This window comes from Stenotrophomonas sp. STEN147 (genome assembly GCF_056757995.1).
Window position 1 is genome coordinate 16,791 of record NZ_JBRRCG010000021.1, and the last position, 16,645, is coordinate 33,435.

The window sequence follows — 16,645 nt, forward strand, 5'->3', positions numbered from 1 at the left end:
CCGCGTTCAACGGAGTACAGGCCATGTCGGTTGCCAAGGTCATCGAAATCACCGCCTCTTCGCCCACGAGCGTGGAGGATGCCGTGCGCAGCGGCCTGAAGAAGGTCTCCGGAACCGTGAAGGGCATCCAGGGGGCCTGGATCAACGAGACCAAGGTGGTCACCAATGGCAGCGGTGAGATCACCGAATGGCGGGTCAATCTGCGGGTGACCTTCCTGGTGGAATGAGGGGCCTCAGCGCAGTGCCTGTATCTGGCGCTGCGCATCCAGCACCACCACCCGGTCGGCGAGGGCCGGCAGTGCATGCAGCGCCTGCCGGCTGACCCGCTCGAAGTACTGCACGAAGCGCTCCAGCTGCGGCCGGCTCATGCCATGCCGGCCGGGCTGGGCCGCCTGCAGGCTCTGCTCCTGCTGCCAGCGCCAGCGCGGTACTACCGAGAAGTCCGGCGGCTGTAGGAACCACAGGCGGTCACAGCGTTGCCACAATGCCGGGTAGTCGCGCCCCAGGGCCTGGTTGCACCAGTGGCGCCAGCGGCCATCGCTGTCGGCATCACGTTCAAGGGCGTTCAACGGCTGAGCCAGTTCGGATTCCTCCTGCGCCGGTGTGCCCAGGAACCAGCCTTCGAACACCAGCAGGTCCAGCGGCTTTTCCAGCCGTGGCCACTGCGCCTGTGGCAGGCGCTCGTCGGCCAGCTTGTCGAAGCGCGGCAGCGCCAGTGGTTCGCGCGCGGCGGCGGCATCGAGCAGCGCGTGGACCAGCGGCAGGTCGTGGGTGCCCGGCGGCCCCCGGGTGATCAGCAGCGGATGGACCTGGCGTGCCAGCCGCTGCCGTTGCGCGCGGGTCAGGTAGACATCATCGATGGACAGGGTCGCGGCGTTCAGGCCCCGGTTCCGGGCGCGCGCCACCACCTGCTCGGCCAGCGTCGATTTGCCGCTGCCCTGCAGCCCGCTGATCGCCAATACTGGAACCGCCGCGCCGCTGCCCAGCGCATCATCCAGTGCCTGCTCGGCCAATGTTTCGGGAAATCCTTTCACCTGGGGCATATACGCAGCAGCGACCATGCCGCCACAATAGATCAATCCGTGTGAGAAGAACGCAATCATGAGCGACCTGTACACCGAAGCCCTGTCCACGTTTGCCGCCCTGTTCGACGAGGCCAAACAGAGCCGCGAGGTCGAGCCGAACGCGATGACCGTGGCCACTGCCGATACGCACGGCCGTCCCTCGGCGCGCACCGTGCTGCTGAAGGCCTTCGATGAGCGTGGCTTCGTGTTCTACACCCACCTGGACAGCCACAAGGGCCAGGAGCTGCGGGCCAATCCGCAGGCAGCCCTGCTGTTCCTGTGGCGCAGCCTGCGCGAGGCCGGCATCCAGGTACGCATCGAAGGCCGTGTCGAACAGGTGGCCGATGCGGAAGCAGACGCCTATTTCGCCAGCCGTCCGCGCATGAGCCAGATCGGCGCGTGGGCCTCGCAGCAGTCGAAGACGCTGGCAACGCGCGAAGAGTTCGATGCGCGCGTGGCCGAGGTCGAAGCACGTTTCGAGGGCAAGGACGTGCCGCGTCCGGACGGCTGGAGCGGCCTGCGCGTGGTGCCTGACCGCATCGAGTTCTGGTACGGCGCGCAGTTCCGCCTGCACGAGCGCTGGTGCTATGAATCCGGTGCTGAAGGGCGCTGGAGCAAGCGCCTGCTGTATCCGTGAGCGGCTGCGCGGCCACGATCCGCCAGGCCACACCGGCCGATGCCGCTGCATGGTCGCAGCTGCGCGTGGGCCTGTGGCCCGGCGCCGATGATCCGCTGGAGGCGCTGGCGCAATCGCTGGCCGATCCGGAAGGTGCGGTGTTCCTGGCCTGCGCGGCTGACGGTGAGGCGGTCGGTTTCGCCGAGGTACGCCTGCGCCACGACTATGTGAACGGCACCGGTTCCTCGCCGGTCGGGTTCCTGGAAGGCTGGTATGTGACGCCGCAATGGCAGGGGCGCGCTGTCGGCCGCGCCCTGCTGACGGCAGTGCAGGCGTGGACGCGGGACGCGGGCTGCAGCGAGCTGGCCTCGGACAGCCGCCTGGAGGACGTACAGGCGCACGCGGTACACCGTGCCTGTGGCTTTGAAGAGACCGAGCGGGTGGTCTATTTCCGCATGCCGCTGGACGCGGCCACGCGGGGGTAGTGCCAACCTTGGCCGGCGCCGCGCCACGTGGTCCGCGCTGCGCCTGCCTACAGTCCTTCCGCGCGCAGCCAGCGCCACAAGGTGGTGCGTGACACGCCGAGCACCTGGGCCATGCCTTCGCGGTCATTGCGGTGGTCCTGCAGCAGCGCCTGCAGCTGGGCTCGTGCCGGGCGCCTGCCATTGCTTTCCAGCCGCAGGGACGGGGTGCTTTCGCGCGCCAGTTCCGGCGCCAGCTGCAGCAGGCGACCAGCGTCGATCATCCCGTCTGCCGGCTGCCAATGGATGCGCAGGCGGTCGACCAGATTGCGCAGTTCTCTCACGTTGCCCGGCCAGTCGGCGGCACCCAGCACTGCCATCGCGTCCTCGTCCAGGGGGGCGTCGACACCGCGCAGCTGGCGGAAGAAGTGCCGGGTCAGCAGCGGGATGTCAGCGCGCCGGGCACGCAGCGGGGGCAGTGCGATGCGCAGTGCCGCCAGCCGGTAGTAGAGGTCGCGCCTGAAACTGCCGGCTGCTGCGCGATGCTCCAGCGACTGCAGCGTCGCGGCCACCACCCGCAGGTCCACGGGGGTTGGTTCGGTGGCGCCGACGCGCAGCACTTCGCGTTCTTCCAGCACGCGCAACAGGCGGGTCTGCAGCGGCAAGGGCAGCTCGCCGATCTCGTCAAGGAACAGTGTGCCGCCATCGGCCGCTTCGACCAGGCCGACCCGGCCGCCACGACGTGCGCCCGTGAAGGCGCCATCGCTGTAGCCGAACAGTTCGGCTTCCAGCAGCGATTCGCTGATCGCGCCGCAGTTCAGCGCGACGAAACGACCGCGCCGGCCGCTGGCCGCGTGCAGTTGCCGTGCCACCAGTTCCTTGCCGGTACCGGTCTCGCCGGTGACCAGTACGGTGCTGTCGTGCGGTGCATAGAGCGCGATCTGTGCGCGCACCTGTGCCATCGCCTCGCTGTCGCCGAGCAGCGCGTATGCATCGCCACGCGCGGCGGCACTGCGCCGCGTGGTGGGGCGTGGACCCACCGATCGTGCCAGGGTCTGGGTCAGTTCCAGCGCATGCTCGAAGGCCTGCCGTACCGAGTCGGCCGAATACAGCAGCACGCCCGGCAGCCCGGCCTGCTCGGCATGGTCGATGGCCATCCCGGTGCCGACGATCACTTCGATGCCGTTGGCACGCAGATCGGCGATGCAGTCGCGCGCATCTTCGCGGGTGACGAAGCGGCGGTGCTCGATATCCAGGCCGAAGCTCTGCTGGAAGCCGCTGAACACCGGCACGTCGCTGGCATGGGTGACCAGGCCGATGCGTGCGGCGATGCGGCGCGCGCGCGCCAGAGCCTCCATCAGGTCGAAGCCGTTGGCCTGGATCGGCACCAGCGGCAGGTCGAGCCGACTGCGCAGCCAGGCCGCGTTCGAGCCACCGGCAATCACCACGTCGCAGTGCTCGCGGCGCAGGCGCTGGCCGATCACCTCCACTGCCTCTTCGAAGCCGAGGTTGATCTGCTCGATGCGTGCGCGCCGGTCGAACTCGGGAATGACGTCACCCAGCAGGCCGGTCAGCCGCGAAACGCTGACCGTCCAGATCACCGGGCGACCGGGGTCGGCATCGGCATGGCGCAGGGGCGAGCGGGGCAGGTACATGGGTGGACACCGGTACGGGGTGTTTCATGATACATCCGTTTCAATGTTTCATATGTTTCATCACTGTCTGCCGGTCATGCCTTTGAAATCAATCGCTTGCAGCTTGGCACGGTGCTTGCGCCTGTCCACCTGTTCCTCAACATGGATTGCCGCATGACCGCTTCCGCCCCTTCTTCCGCCGGTGCCCGCTTCCGCGAGGCTCTGGCCGCCGAATCGCCGCTGCAGGTGATCGGTGCGATCAACGCCAACCACGCCCTGCTGGCCAAGCGCGCCGGCTTCCGCGCCATCTACCTGTCCGGCGGTGGCGTTGCCGCAGGCTCGCTGGGCCTGCCGGACCTGGGCATCAACACCCTGGAAGACGTGCTGGTGGACGTGCGCCGCATCACCGACGTCTGCGACCTGCCGCTGATGGTGGACATCGATACCGGCTTCGGACCCAGCGCGTTCAACATCGCGCGCACCGTGAAGTCGCTGATCAAGGCCGGCGCGGCCGCCTGCCACATCGAGGACCAGGTGGGCGCCAAGCGCTGTGGTCACCGTCCCGGCAAGGAGATCGTTTCGCAGGGTGAGATGGTCGACCGCGTGAAGGCCGCCGCTGATGCAAAGACCGATCCGGATTTCTTCCTGATCGCACGCACCGACGCCATCCAGGTGGACGGCGTGGACAAGGCCATCGAGCGCGCCATCGCCTGTGTAGAGGCGGGCGCCGATGGCATCTTCGCCGAGGCCGCCTACGATCTAGACACCTACCGCCGCTTCGTCGATGCAGTGAAGGTGCCGGTGCTGGCCAACATCACCGAATTCGGTGCCACGCCGCTGTTCAGCCGCGACGAGCTGGCCTCGGCCGGGGTCGCCATCCAGCTGTTCCCGCTGTCGGCGTTCCGCGCGGCGAACAAGGCGGCGGAGAACGTCTACCAGGCGGTGCGCCGCGACGGTCACCAGCGCAGCGTGGTCGACACCATGCAGACCCGCGAAGAACTGTACGACCGCATCGGCTACCACGCGTTCGAGCAGCAGCTCGACGCACTGTTCGCCGCCAAGAAATAAGCAGTACCCTGCACCATCAAGTTTTCGGAGGGAAACATGAACGATACGACCGCAACCCCGACCTTCAAGCCGAAGAAGTCCGTCGCCCTGTCCGGCACTGCCGCCGGCAACACCGCGCTGTGCAGCGTCGGTCGCAGCGGCAATGACCTGCACTACCGTGGCTACGACATCCTGGATCTGGCCAACACCAGCGAATTCGAGGAAATCGCGTACCTGCTGGTGCACGGCAAGCTGCCGACCCGCGCCGAGCTTGTTTCGTACAAGGCCAAGCTGAAGTCGCTGCGTGGCATCCCGGCCGCGGTGAAAGCCGCGCTGGAAGAACTGCCGCCGTCGGCACACCCGATGGATGTGATGCGCACCGGCGTGTCGGTGCTCGGCTGCGTGGCGCCGGAAAAGGATGACCATAACCATCCGGGTGCACGCGACATCGCCGACAAGCTGATGGCCTGCCTCGGCTCGATGCTGCTGTACTGGTACCACTGGAGCCACAACGGCCGCGCCATCGACGTGGAAACCGATGACGATTCCATCGGTGGCCACTTCCTGCACCTGCTGCACGGCGAGAAGCCACAGGATTCGTGGGTGAAGGCGATGCACACCTCGCTGATCCTGTACGCAGAGCACGAGTTCAATGCGTCCACCTTCACCTGCCGTGTCATCGCCGGTACCGGCAGCGACATGTACAGTGCGATCTGCGGTGGCATCGGCGCGCTGCGCGGCCCCAAGCACGGCGGTGCCAATGAAGTGGCCTTCGAGGTGCAGAAGCGCTACGACAGCCCGGATGAGGCCGAAGAGGACATCAAGGCCCGCGTCGAGCGCAAGGAAGTGGTGATCGGCTTCGGCCACCCGGTGTACACCGTGTCCGACCCGCGCAACAAGGTGATCAAGGACGTCGCCCGTGAGCTGTCCGAAGAGCAGTCGAGCATGAAGATGTACGACATCGCCGAGCGCCTGGAAACGGTGATGTGGGACATCAAGAAAATGTTCCCGAACCTGGACTGGTTCAGCGCCGTCAGCTACCACATGATGGGCGTGCCGACCGCGATGTTCACCCCGCTGTTCGTGATCGCCCGCACCGCCGGCTGGAGCGCGCACATCGTCGAGCAGCGCATCGACGGCAAGATCATCCGTCCGAGCGCGAACTACATCGGCCCGGAAGATCGCGAGTTCGTGGCCATCGACAAGCGCGCCTGACCGCCGCGTGATCCATCCATCCGGTCGGCCCAGTGCCGGCCGGATGCCTTCGTTGCCGCTCGCCGGCATCCGGCCCGCCCCAAGCATTCCGCCAGCCCATGAATACCGATTACCGCAAGACCCTCCCCGGCACCCCGCTGGATTACTTCGATGCGCGCGCTGCGGTCGATGCGATCCAGCCCGGCGCCTACGCCACGCTGCCGTATGTCTCGCGCGTGCTGGCCGAGAACCTGGTACGGCGTTGCGATCCGGCGCTGCTCACCGCCTCGCTGACGCAGCTGATCGAACGTCGCCGCGACCTGGATTTTCCCTGGTTCCCGGCGCGCGTGGTGTGCCATGACATTCTCGGCCAGACCGCGCTGGTGGATCTCGCCGGCCTGCGCGATGCGATCGCCGACAAGGGCGGCGATCCGGCCAAGGTCAACCCGGTGGTGCCGGTACAGTTGATCGTTGATCACTCGCTGGCGGTGGAGTGCGGTGGTTTCGATCCGCAGGCATTCGAGAAGAACCGCGCCATCGAGGATCGCCGCAACGAGGATCGCTTCCATTTCATCGACTGGACCAAGCGGGCGTTCCAGAACGTGGATGTGATTCCGCCGGGCAACGGCATCATGCACCAGATCAACCTGGAGAAGATGTCGCCGGTGATCTACGTGCAGGACGGCGTGGCCTTCCCGGATACCTGCGTGGGCACCGACAGCCATACCCCGCACGTCGATGCGCTGGGCGTGATCGCCATCGGTGTCGGCGGCCTGGAGGCCGAGAACGTGATGCTCGGCCGCGCGTCGTGGATGCGCCTGCCCGACATCATCGGCGTGGAACTGACCGGTCGGCCACAGCCGGGGATCACCGCCACCGACGTGGTGCTGGCCCTGGCCGAGTTCCTGCGCAGGGAACGCGTGGTGGGCGCCTGGCTTGAATTCTTCGGCGAGGGTGCGGCCGCGCTGACCATCGGTGACCGTGCCACCATCTCCAACATGTGCCCGGAATACGGCGCGACCGCGGCGATGTTCTACATCGACGGGCAGACCATCGATTACCTGCGCCTGACCGGCCGCGAGGAATCGCAGGTGGCGCTGGTGGAGAACTACGCACGCAGCACCGGTCTGTGGGCCGATGCGCTGGCCACGGCGCAGTACGAGCGCGTGCTGCGCTTCGACCTGTCCAGCGTGGTCCGCAACATGGCGGGCCCGAGCAATCCCCATCGCCGTCTGCCGGTGGCCGAGCTGGCCGAGCGCGGCATCGCCGACGCAGCCAAGCTCGATGCCGGCAAGGCCGAGCAGCTGCGGGGCCTGATGCCTGATGGCGCGGTGATCATCGCCGCCATTACCAGCTGCACCAACACCTCCAACCCGCGCAACGTGATCGCCGCCGGCCTGCTGGCGCGCAAGGCCAACGAGCGCGGCCTGCTGCGCAAGCCGTGGGTCAAGTCGTCGCTGGCCCCGGGTTCAAAGGCGGTGCAGCTGTATCTGGAAGAGGCCGGCCTGCTGCCGGAGCTGGAAAAGCTCGGCTTCGGCATCGTCGCGTTCGCCTGCACCACGTGCAACGGCATGAGCGGTGCGCTGGATCCGGCGATCCAGCAGGAAATCATCGACCGCGACCTGTATGCCACCGCGGTGCTGTCGGGTAACCGCAACTTCGATGGCCGCATCCATCCTTACGCAAAGCAGGCCTTCCTGGCATCGCCGCCACTGGTGATCGCCTATGCCATTGCCGGCACCATGCGCTTCGACATCGAGAAGGACGTGCTTGGCGTGGACGCCGACGGCAACGAGGTGCGCCTGAAGGACATCTGGCCGAGCGATGCCGAGATCGATGCAGTGGTGAAGGCGGCGGTGAAGCCCGAGCAGTTCCGCAGCGTCTACAACCCGATGTTCAACGTGCGCGTGGAGCAGGGGGCGGCGGTCAGTCCGCTGTATGACTGGCGCCCGCAGAGCACCTACATCCGCCGCCCGCCGTACTGGGAGGGGGCGCTGGCCGGTGAACGCACGCTGGCGGGCATGCGCGCGCTGGCGGTGCTGCCGGACAACATCACCACCGACCACCTGTCGCCGTCCAACGCAATCCTGGCCTCCAGTGCCGCCGGCGAATACCTGGCGAAGATGGGCCTGCCGGAAGAGGACTTCAATTCCTACGCAACCCACCGCGGCGACCACCTGACCGCGCAGCGCGCCACCTTCGCCAACCCGAAACTGTTCAACGAGATGGTGCGCAACGACGACGGCAGCGTGAAGCAGGGCTCGCTGGCGCGGGTGGAGCCGGAGGGCAAGGTGATGCGCATGTGGGAGGCGATCGAGACCTACATGGAGCGCAAGCAGCCGCTGATCATCATCGCCGGTGCCGACTACGGCCAGGGCAGCTCGCGTGACTGGGCGGCGAAGGGCGTGCGCCTGGCCGGCGTGGAAGCGATCGCGGCGGAAGGCTTCGAGCGCATCCACCGCACCAACCTGATCGGCATGGGCGTGCTGCCGCTGGAGTTCAAGCCGGGCACCACCCGGCTGACCCTGGGCATCGACGGTACCGAGACCTTCGACGTGGTGGGCGAGCGCACGCCGCGCGCCGACCTGAGCCTGGTCATCCACCGCCGCGATGGGCAGGACATCATCGTGCCGGTCACCTGTCGCCTGGACAGCGACGAGGAAGTGGCGATCTACGAAGCGGGCGGTGTACTGCAGCGCTTCGCCCAGGATTTCCTCGAAGGTGCCCGGGTGGCATGAGACAACCGACGGCCCGGCAACGAGCCGTCTTTCATTGCAAGGAACCGTTCCATGAGCTTTCTTCCGCAACTCCGCATTGCCGCCACCTACATGCGCGGTGGCACCAGCAAGGGCGTGTTCTTCCGCCTGCAGGACCTGCCCGCAGCCGCACAGGTGCCGGGCCCGGCACGTGATGCGCTGCTGATGCGCGTGATCGGGTCGCCCGATCCCTATGGCAAGCACACCGATGGCATGGGCGGGGCCACGTCCAGCACCAGCAAGTGCGTGATCATCTCCAGTGCGTCCGTGCCCGATCACGATGTGGACTATCTGTACGGCCAGGTTTCGATCGACACCGCGTTCGTCGACTGGAGCGGCAACTGTGGCAACCTCAGCACTGCGGTGGGTCCGTTCGCCATCGCCAACGGCCTGATCGATCCGGCCCGGGTGCCGCGCGACGGCCTGTGCACCGTGCGCATCTGGCAAGCCAACATCGGCAAGACCATCATCGCCCACGTGCCGATGCGCAATGGCGAGGTGCAGGAGATCGGTGATTTCGAGCTGGATGGCGTGACCTTCCCGGCCGCCGAGATCCACCTTGAGTTCATAGATCCCTCCGATGATGGCGACGCAGGCGCGATGTTCCCGACCGGCAACCTGGTCGATACCCTGGATGTGCCGGGCGTGGGCAGTTTCGAGGTGACGATGATCACCGCCGGCATCCCGACCATCTTCCTCAATGCGGCCGATCTGGGCTACAGCGGTACCGAGCTGCAGCCGGCGATCAACGACGACAAGGCTGCCCTGCAGAAGTTCGAGAGCATCCGTGCACACGGTGCGCTGCGCATGGGCCTGATCTCGACGCTGGAAGAGGCGGCGACCCGCCAGCACACGCCGAAAGTGGCGTTCGTGGCACCGGCACAGGACTATGTATCGTCCAGCGGCAAGGCAATCCCGGCATCGGCCATCGATCTGCATGCGCGTGCGCTGTCGATGGGCAAGCTGCACCACGCGATGATGGGCACTGCCGCTGTGGCGATCGGTACCGCTGCTGCGATTCCGGGCACGCTGGTCAACCGTGCCGCCGGCGGTGGCCAGCGCGAGGCGGTGACCTTCGGGCATCCGTCCGGCACGCTGCGCGTGGGCGCCCAGGCCGGTCTCGTTGACGGCCAGTGGACAGTGACCAAGGCCATCATGAGCCGCAGCGCCCGTGTATTGATGGAAGGCAGCGTGCGGGTACCGGCCGACACCTTGTAACGCGGGACCATGGCGGTAGCGCCGGGCCATGCCCGGCGAGCGCGGCAGGGCCCGCCCATGAACCGCCGGGCGTGGTCCGGCGTCAGCGGAGAACAGACGATGTCCGACAGCCACACCCCGTCCAACGAACGTGCCGCGTGGGATGCGCTGCTGGAGGACATCGTCGATTACGTGCGCGACGTGCGCATCGACTCGCCACTGGCATTCCAGACCGCGCATTACTGCCTGCTGGATACCCTCGGTTGCGGCCTGGAAGCGCTGTCCTTCCCGGCCTGCAGCAAGCTGCTCGGACCCCTGGTGCCGGGCATCAGCGTGACCAACGGCGCGCGCGTGCCGGGAACGCACTACGTGCTGGATCCGGTGCAGGCGGCGTTCAATATCGGCGCGATGGTGCGCTGGCTCGACTTCAACGACACCTGGCTGGCCGCCGAGTGGGGTCATCCGTCGGATAATCTCGGTGGCATCCTGGCCGTCTGCGATTGGCTGGGGCGCAATGCCGTGGCCCTGCGTCGTCCGCCGCCGACCGTGCACGATGTGCTGGTGGCGATGATCAAGGCGCACGAGATCCAGGGCGTGCTGGCCCTGGAGAATTCCTTCAACCGGGTCGGGCTGGACCACGTGGTGCTGGTGAAGGTCGCCACCACCGCCGTGGTCGCCCGCCTGCTTGGGCTGGATCGCGAGCGGATGCTCAATGCGCTGTCGCTGGCCTGGGTCGATGGCCAGGCGCTGCGGACCTACCGGCATGCGCCCAACACCGGTTCGCGCAAGAGCTGGGCCGCCGGCGATGCCACCAGCCGCGGCGTGCGCCTGGCGCTGATGGCGGCCAGCGGCGAGATGGGGTATCCCAGCGTGTTGAGCGCGCCCACCTGGGGCTTCGAAGCGGTCTCCATGCACGGCCAGGCGGTGACGCTGGGGCGGCCGCTGGGCAGCTACGTGATGGAGAACGTGTTGTTCAAGATCAGTTTTCCCGCCGAGTTCCACGGCCAGACCGCAGTGGAGGCCGCGGTCGCGCTGCACGCGCAGCTGCGGGCAGGCGGGCGCAGCGTCGATGACATCGCGCATATCACCATCCGCACGCAGGAGGCCTGCATGCGCATCATCGACAAGCGCGGCCCGCTGCACAATCCGGCCGACCGCGACCACTGCGTGCAGTACATGGTCGCCATCGCGCTGCTGCATGGGCGGCTGGTGGCCGAGGACTACGAGGACGATGTCGCTGCTGACCCCCGCATCGATGCGCTGCGCGCGCGGATGACCTGCCACGAAGACCCGCAGCTCAGCGCGGATTACCTGGACCCGGACAAGCGCAGCATCGCCAACGGCCTGACCGTCCGCTTCAACGACGGCAGCGAACTGCCGGAGGTCCTGGTCGAGTACCCGCTCGGCCACGCCCGGCGACGCGACGAGGGCATGCCCCTGTTGCTGGACAAGTTCCGGCGGCATCTGGCCCATCGGTTCCCCACCACCCAGCAGCAGCGCATCCTGGCGGCCTCGCTGGACCCGGTGGCGCTGGCGGCCATGCCGGTGACCGACTACGTGGATCTGTACCGGCCGGGGTAGGGCGCGCCCTGGTAGGTGCCAACCTTGGTTGGCACGGGCCCAACGCCAACCAGGGTTGGTCGCTTCCGGGACCGCCGGGCATGGCCCGGCGCTGCCGTTCCGATGTATTCCTGCCGGATCGGCGCCAACACCTTGACGCGGCGCGCCTATAATGGCCGCCTCGATCAAGGAGTGACGACATGAGCGGTCCGGCACGGCGCAAGCGGTGGGGATGGGCGGCGGCGGTACTGGCAGGAGGCCTGTTGCTGGGTCTGGCCGGTTGCCGCAATGACAGCGGGCAGCTGCCCAAGGCCAGTGGCGAGGCCATTACCACCCAGGCCGAGCAGGTGAAGGAGTTCACCCTGCTGCGCGCCTACCCGGACCAGAAGAATGACGGCCTGTCGCTGGCGCTGGAGTTCTCGCGCCCGCTGGTCGGCACGCAGGATTTCGACACGCTGGTGCGCTTCGAGGAGAAGGTCGGCACCGACGACAGCAGCTGGACCCTGTCCGATGACGGACTGACCCTGCGCTATCCGTTCGTCGAAGCCGGCAAGGAGTTCAGCCTGGTGGTATCGCCGGACCTGCTGGCCGCCGATGGCAGCCGGCTGGGCAAGGAGCTGAAGCAGAAGGTGTTCAGTGGCGAATTGAAGCCGGTGGCCGGCTTCGCCTCGCAGGGCAGCGTGCTGCCGGCCAAGGACAGCCGCGGCCTGCCCGTTGTCTCCGTGAATGTTCCCGAGGTCGACGTCGAATTCCTGCGCGTGCGCGAGAAGGATCTGCCGACCTTCTTCAGCCAGTACCAGCGCGGCGGCCGTCGTGGCAGCTGGGAACTGAGCAGCGACTACGAGCGCAGCCCGATCAATGCGTTGGCCGAGCCGGTCTACGTCAACCGCTTCATCCTCGGCGGCAAGCAGAACGAGCGCGTGCTGACCTACCTGCCAACCCAGGACATCAAGGAGCTGCAGGAGCCGGGCCTGTACTTCGCACTGCTCAAGCGCACGGGCGATTACGAGGGTGAGTTCGACACCGCGTTCTTCTCGGTCAGCGACATCGGCCTGCACACGCGCGCCTACAAGGACAAGCTGTTCGTCCACACCGCCGGACTGAAGGACGGCGCACCGCTGAAGAACGTCGAGCTGCGCGTGCTCGACGGCAAGGGCGAGGTGGTGCTCAAGGGCAGTACCGATGGCAACGGCAATGCGCTGCTGAACTACACGCTCGACGCCACCCACGTGCTGGTGGCCAGCAGTGGTCGCGACACCAGCTTCCTGCCCTTCAACCAGCCGGCCCTGGACCTGAGCGAGTTCGCCGTTGCCGGCCGTGACAATGCCTGGTTCGATGTCTACGCATGGTCCGGCCGCGACCTCTATCGGCCGGGCGAGACCGTGCGCCTGTCCGCGCTGCTGCGCGACAATGATGGCAAGCCGGTCAAGTCGCAGCCGGTGTTCCTGCGCCTGAAGCAGCCCGACGGCAAGACCTTCCGCGAGACCCGCCTGCAGCCGGGCGAGCAGGGCTACATCGCCTTCGAGCAGGTCATCCCGGCCGAGGCGCCGACAGGACGCTGGCAGGTGGAGTTCCGTACCGATCCGGCCAGCAAGGAAGCGATCCAGGGCATGACCCTGCGCATCGAAGAGTTCCTGCCCGAACGGATGAAGCTGGACCTGGACAGCCCGCAGAAGACGCTCAAGCCGGGCGAGGATCTTCGTCTGCAGGCCGATGGCGCGTATCTGTACGGCGCGCCGGCTGACGGCAACCGCTTCACCGCGCGCCTGGCCGTGGCAGCCGAACAGCAGCCGGTCGAGGGATTGCCGGGCTACTTCTTCGGCGACCCGACCCTGCAGCTGCCGCGCGAGGCCAAGGACGTGATCGACACGACGCTGCCGGCCAACGGCCAGCTGCGCGAGGACGTGACGCTGCCGGAAGAAGCGGCCAAGGCCAAGGCGCCGATCGCGGTGGTGCTGTCCGGCAGCCTGTACGAGACCGGTGGGCGGACCGTGACCCGCACCCTGAAGCGGGTGATGTGGCCGGCCAATGCACTGGTCGGCGTGCGTCCGCTGTTCAACCCCGACGATGGTGCCGACTCCAACAGCAACGCCCGCTTTGAACTGGTGCGCGTGGACGCGGCCGGCCGGCCGCAGCCGGCCAAGGGCCTGAAGATCACCCTGGTACGCGAGCTGCGTGACTATCACTGGACCTTCAACGACAACCGTTGGGACTACGATTTCACCCGTCGGTTCGAGAACAAGGAAACCCGCACGATCGATGCCGGCAGCAGCGCGGTGGCGTTCGATGTTCCGGTCGAGTGGGGCGAGTACCGGGTGGACGTGTTCGATCCGGGCACCGGCCTGACCAGCCGCTATCCGTTCCGTGCCGGCTGGAGCTGGGGTGATGACAATCGCGGTCTGGATGCACGCCCGGACAAGGTCAAGCTGGGCCTGGACAAGACCGGCTACAAGGCGGGCGATACCCTGCAGGTGACGGTGACGCCGCCGCATGCCGGCAAGGGCATCCTGATGGTCGAGACCGATCGCATGCTGTACGTGCAGGACATCGACGCCAAACCCGGTGCCACCTTCAACATCCCGGTCACCGCTGACTGGGAGCGCCACGATGTCTACATCACCGCCCTGGTGTTCCGGGGCGGCAGTGCGCCGAGCAAGATCACCCCGGCGCGCGCTGTCGGCGTGGTGCACGTACCGATGGACCGCAGGGGCCGCACCGTGGCCGTCGGCCTGGTGGCGCCGAAGCAGATGCGCCCGGAACAGGATCTGCCGGTGACGGTCAGCGCACCGCAGCTGGCCGGCAAGGCCGCGCACGTCACCGTGTCGGCGGTGGATGTGGGCATCCTCAACATCACCCGTTTCCCCGTGCCCGATGCCGGCGCGCACTTCTTCGCCCAGCGCCGCCTCGGCATCGATGCCTATGACATCTACAGCCGGGTGATCGAGAGCTTCGACGGCGGCGCCGGCAAGCTGAAGTTCGGCGGTGACATGGCGCTGCAGTCCCTGCCTCAGGCCAAACGGCCGACCGCGCGCGTGCAGACCGTGGATCTGTTCTCCGGCCCGGTACAGCTTGATGCCAAGGGCAATGCCCGCATCCGCCTCAAGGTGCCGGACTTCAACGGCACGCTGCGCGTGTCGGCGCTGGTGTACAGCGATGACCAGTACGGCAAGCGCGACGTGGAAACGGTGGTGCGCGCACCGATCCTGGCCGAGGCCAGCATGCCGCGCGTGCTCGCCCCGGGCGACCGCAGCACCGTGACGCTGGACGTGCAGAACTTCACCGGCAAGCCCGGCCAGTTCAACGTGCGCGTGGACAGCGAGGGACCGCTGGCGCTGGGCGAGGGCAGCCGCAGCGTGCAGCTCAATGCCGATGCGAAGACCACGCTGAGCTTCCCGCTGTCGGCACGCGAAGGCCACAGCGTGGCCAAGGTGCGGGTGCGGGTGGAAGGCAATGGCTTCAAGGCCGACCGCCGCTACGACCTGCCGGTGCGTGCGGCATGGCCGCAGGTGCTGAGCTCGCAGGTACGCACGCTCGACCCGCTGGCGGCGGTCAGCCTCGACAGCGGTCTGGCCGATGGCCTGATGTCCGAGTCGGTCAATGCGCGCCTGCTGGTCAGCCCGCTGCCCCCGATTCCGTTTGCCAGTGCCCTGCAGGGCGCGCTGAATTACCCGTATGGCTGCGCCGAGCAGACCACCAGCAAGGGCTACGCTGCGCTGATCCTGGATCAGGCCACGTCGTCGATGCTCGGCGCAGACGGCCTGGACGCCAAGACCCGCCGCGAACGCATGGAGGGCGCGTTCGGCCGCCTGGCGTCGATGCAGGTGGCCAACGGCAACTTCTCGATGTGGGGCGACGATGGTTATGTGAACCCGTGGCTGACCCCGTACATCGCCGAGTTCCTGCTTGATGCCCGGGATGCCGGCTTCGCCGTACCGGACAACGTACTGCAGAAGGCACTGAACCGTCTCAGCGAGGATCTGCTGTCCGGCGGCAACCCGTTCTACGGCCAGGACGAGCGCGAGAAACTGAAGTTCGCCAACCAGGCGTATTCCGGCTACGTGCTGGCCCGGGTCAACCGTGCGCCGCTGGGTACGCTGCGCACGCTGTACGACAACGAGCGCAGCAAGGCGGTCGGCGGCCTGTCGCTGGTCCACCTGGGTGTGGCGCTGTCGCTGCAGGGCGACGCCAAGCGAGGCCAGGCCGCGTTGGAAGCTGCCTTCGCCAAGTCCAGCAGCGAGCGCCCGTCGTACTTCGGCGACTACGGCAGCGCGATCCGTGATGACGCGCTGATGATCGCGCTGACCCACGAGAACAAGCTGGCGAAACCGGCATGGGATGCGCGTGCGGTGGATCTCGGCCGCGGCCTGGATGCGCGCCGCAACGCCGGCTGGATGTGGCTGAGCACGCAGGAGCAGGTCGCCATTGCCCGCCTGGGCAAGGCGCTGGCGGCCAACCAGAAGGCGCTGGTGGCCGGCGAGCTGGTGATCGGTGGCAACAGTGAATCGATCGGCGAGCGCAAGCTGTTCGGGCGCACCTTCAGCGCCAGCGAGCTGGCCAGCGGAGTGCGCTTCACTCCGAAGGGCCAGCCGCCGATGTTCGCCAGCATCGATGTGGCGGGCATCCCGCGCAGTGCGCCCGCGCCGGACAACGGTGTGATCGGTGTCGAACGCAGCTACTTCGGTACCGACGGCAAGCCGTGGTCGCCGCGCCCGCTCAAGGAAGGCGAAGCGCTGATCGTGCGGGTCACCGTCAGTGCCGACACCACCATGCCGGATGCGCTGCTGACCGATCTGCTGCCGGCCGGCCTGGAGATCGAGAACTTCAACCTGGGCGATGCCAAGCAGTGGGCAGACGTGGTCGTCGATGGCATCACCATCAGCGACCGCGGTGACGCGGCCGATACCAAGCATGAGGAGTTCCGCGACGACCGCTACGTGGCAGCGCTCAAGCTCTCGCGCGGCGGAAAGGCCAATGTGTTCTACCTGGTGCGTGCGGTGACCCCGGGCACCTACTCGGTGCCGCCGCCGCTGGTGGAAGACATGTACCGGCCGCAGCTGCGTGGCGTCGGCCGCAGCAACCCGACCACGATCACGGTGGTGCAGCCGTGACCGCGCGG

At 67.3% G+C, this 16,645-nt stretch carries 11 protein-coding genes; 9 read left to right on the plus strand and 2 right to left on the minus strand.

Annotation, left to right across the window (positions count from 1 at the left end):
* Positions 1-23: 23 nt before the first annotated feature.
* Positions 24-227: a dodecin family protein gene (locus tag ACVOKU_RS16610; RefSeq protein ID WP_053518657.1), complete on the plus strand. Its 204-nt coding sequence runs from the start codon at positions 24-26 to the stop codon at positions 225-227.
* A 6-nt stretch (positions 228-233) separates the two neighbouring features.
* On the opposite strand, the gene ACVOKU_RS16615 is transcribed toward ACVOKU_RS16610, so the two are convergent.
* A complete protein-coding gene (locus tag ACVOKU_RS16615; RefSeq protein WP_481560421.1) occupies positions 234-1,061 on the minus strand; it encodes a kinase in 828 nt (275 codons plus the stop codon).
* A gap of 40 nt (positions 1,062-1,101) precedes the next feature.
* On the opposite strand from ACVOKU_RS16615, the gene pdxH reads away from it, so the two are divergent.
* Positions 1,102-1,701 carry a pyridoxamine 5'-phosphate oxidase gene (pdxH, locus tag ACVOKU_RS16620; RefSeq protein ID WP_481560422.1) on the plus strand — a complete coding sequence of 200 codons (600 nt, stop codon included), beginning with the start codon at positions 1,102-1,104 and terminating at the stop codon, positions 1,699-1,701.
* Entirely contained in the window at positions 1,698-2,165 is a 468-nt protein-coding gene (gene aacA / locus ACVOKU_RS16625; protein WP_481560423.1) for an aminoglycoside 6'-N-acetyltransferase, read from the plus strand. Before pdxH ends, aacA begins: the two co-directional genes overlap by 4 nt.
* A gap of 47 nt (positions 2,166-2,212) precedes the next feature.
* On the opposite strand, the gene prpR is transcribed toward aacA, so the two are convergent.
* On the minus strand, positions 2,213-3,796 hold the full coding sequence (gene prpR, locus ACVOKU_RS16630) for a propionate catabolism operon regulatory protein PrpR (RefSeq protein WP_481560424.1): 1,584 nt from the start codon (positions 3,794-3,796) through the stop codon (positions 2,213-2,215).
* 153 nt (positions 3,797-3,949) lie between these two features.
* On the opposite strand from prpR, the gene prpB reads away from it, so the two are divergent.
* The 6 genes from prpB to ACVOKU_RS16660 all read left to right on the plus strand — a co-directional run bounded on the left by prpB (position 3,950) and on the right by ACVOKU_RS16660 (position 16,637).
* Positions 3,950-4,843, plus strand: a complete 894-nt coding sequence (gene prpB / locus ACVOKU_RS16635; RefSeq protein WP_065182634.1) for a methylisocitrate lyase — start codon at positions 3,950-3,952, stop codon at positions 4,841-4,843.
* Between the two features lie 36 nt (positions 4,844-4,879).
* Complete coding sequence (prpC, locus tag ACVOKU_RS16640; RefSeq protein WP_053518648.1) at positions 4,880-6,037, plus strand: bifunctional 2-methylcitrate synthase/citrate synthase; 1,158 nt, start codon at positions 4,880-4,882, stop codon at positions 6,035-6,037.
* Positions 6,038-6,135: 98 nt separating this feature from the next.
* Complete coding sequence (gene acnD / locus ACVOKU_RS16645; protein WP_481560425.1) at positions 6,136-8,754, plus strand: Fe/S-dependent 2-methylisocitrate dehydratase AcnD; 2,619 nt, start codon at positions 6,136-6,138, stop codon at positions 8,752-8,754.
* A gap of 51 nt (positions 8,755-8,805) precedes the next feature.
* Positions 8,806-9,990 (plus strand): 2-methylaconitate cis-trans isomerase PrpF, encoded by a 1,185-nt coding sequence (gene prpF / locus ACVOKU_RS16650; RefSeq protein WP_481560426.1) that lies wholly within the window; start codon positions 8,806-8,808, stop codon positions 9,988-9,990.
* A gap of 99 nt (positions 9,991-10,089) precedes the next feature.
* A complete protein-coding gene (locus ACVOKU_RS16655; RefSeq protein WP_481560427.1) occupies positions 10,090-11,550 on the plus strand; it encodes a bifunctional 2-methylcitrate dehydratase/aconitate hydratase in 1,461 nt (486 codons plus the stop codon).
* 179 nt (positions 11,551-11,729) lie between these two features.
* Complete coding sequence (locus ACVOKU_RS16660) at positions 11,730-16,637, plus strand: alpha-2-macroglobulin family protein (RefSeq protein ID WP_481560428.1); 4,908 nt, start codon at positions 11,730-11,732, stop codon at positions 16,635-16,637.
* Positions 16,638-16,645 lie beyond the last annotated feature (8 nt).

Bases quoted from the DNA above. Each gene is read 5' to 3' on its own strand.
- prpF (WP_481560426.1), top strand. From the start codon at position 8,806: ATGAGCTTTCTTCCGCAACTCCGCATTGCCGCCACCTACATGCGCGGT.
- ACVOKU_RS16655 (WP_481560427.1), top strand. From the start codon at position 10,090: ATGTCCGACAGCCACACCCCGTCCAACGAACGTGCCGCGTGGGATGCG.
- ACVOKU_RS16660 (WP_481560428.1), top strand. From the start codon at position 11,730: ATGAGCGGTCCGGCACGGCGCAAGCGGTGGGGATGGGCGGCGGCGGTA.
- acnD (WP_481560425.1), top strand. From the start codon at position 6,136: ATGAATACCGATTACCGCAAGACCCTCCCCGGCACCCCGCTGGATTAC.
- ACVOKU_RS16615 (WP_481560421.1), bottom strand. From the start codon at position 1,061: ATGGTCGCTGCTGCGTATATGCCCCAGGTGAAAGGATTTCCCGAAACA.
- prpB (WP_065182634.1), top strand. From the start codon at position 3,950: ATGACCGCTTCCGCCCCTTCTTCCGCCGGTGCCCGCTTCCGCGAGGCT.
- pdxH (WP_481560422.1), top strand. From the start codon at position 1,102: ATGAGCGACCTGTACACCGAAGCCCTGTCCACGTTTGCCGCCCTGTTC.
- ACVOKU_RS16610 (WP_053518657.1), top strand. From the start codon at position 24: ATGTCGGTTGCCAAGGTCATCGAAATCACCGCCTCTTCGCCCACGAGC.
- prpC (WP_053518648.1), top strand. From the start codon at position 4,880: ATGAACGATACGACCGCAACCCCGACCTTCAAGCCGAAGAAGTCCGTC.
- prpR (WP_481560424.1), bottom strand. From the start codon at position 3,796: ATGTACCTGCCCCGCTCGCCCCTGCGCCATGCCGATGCCGACCCCGGT.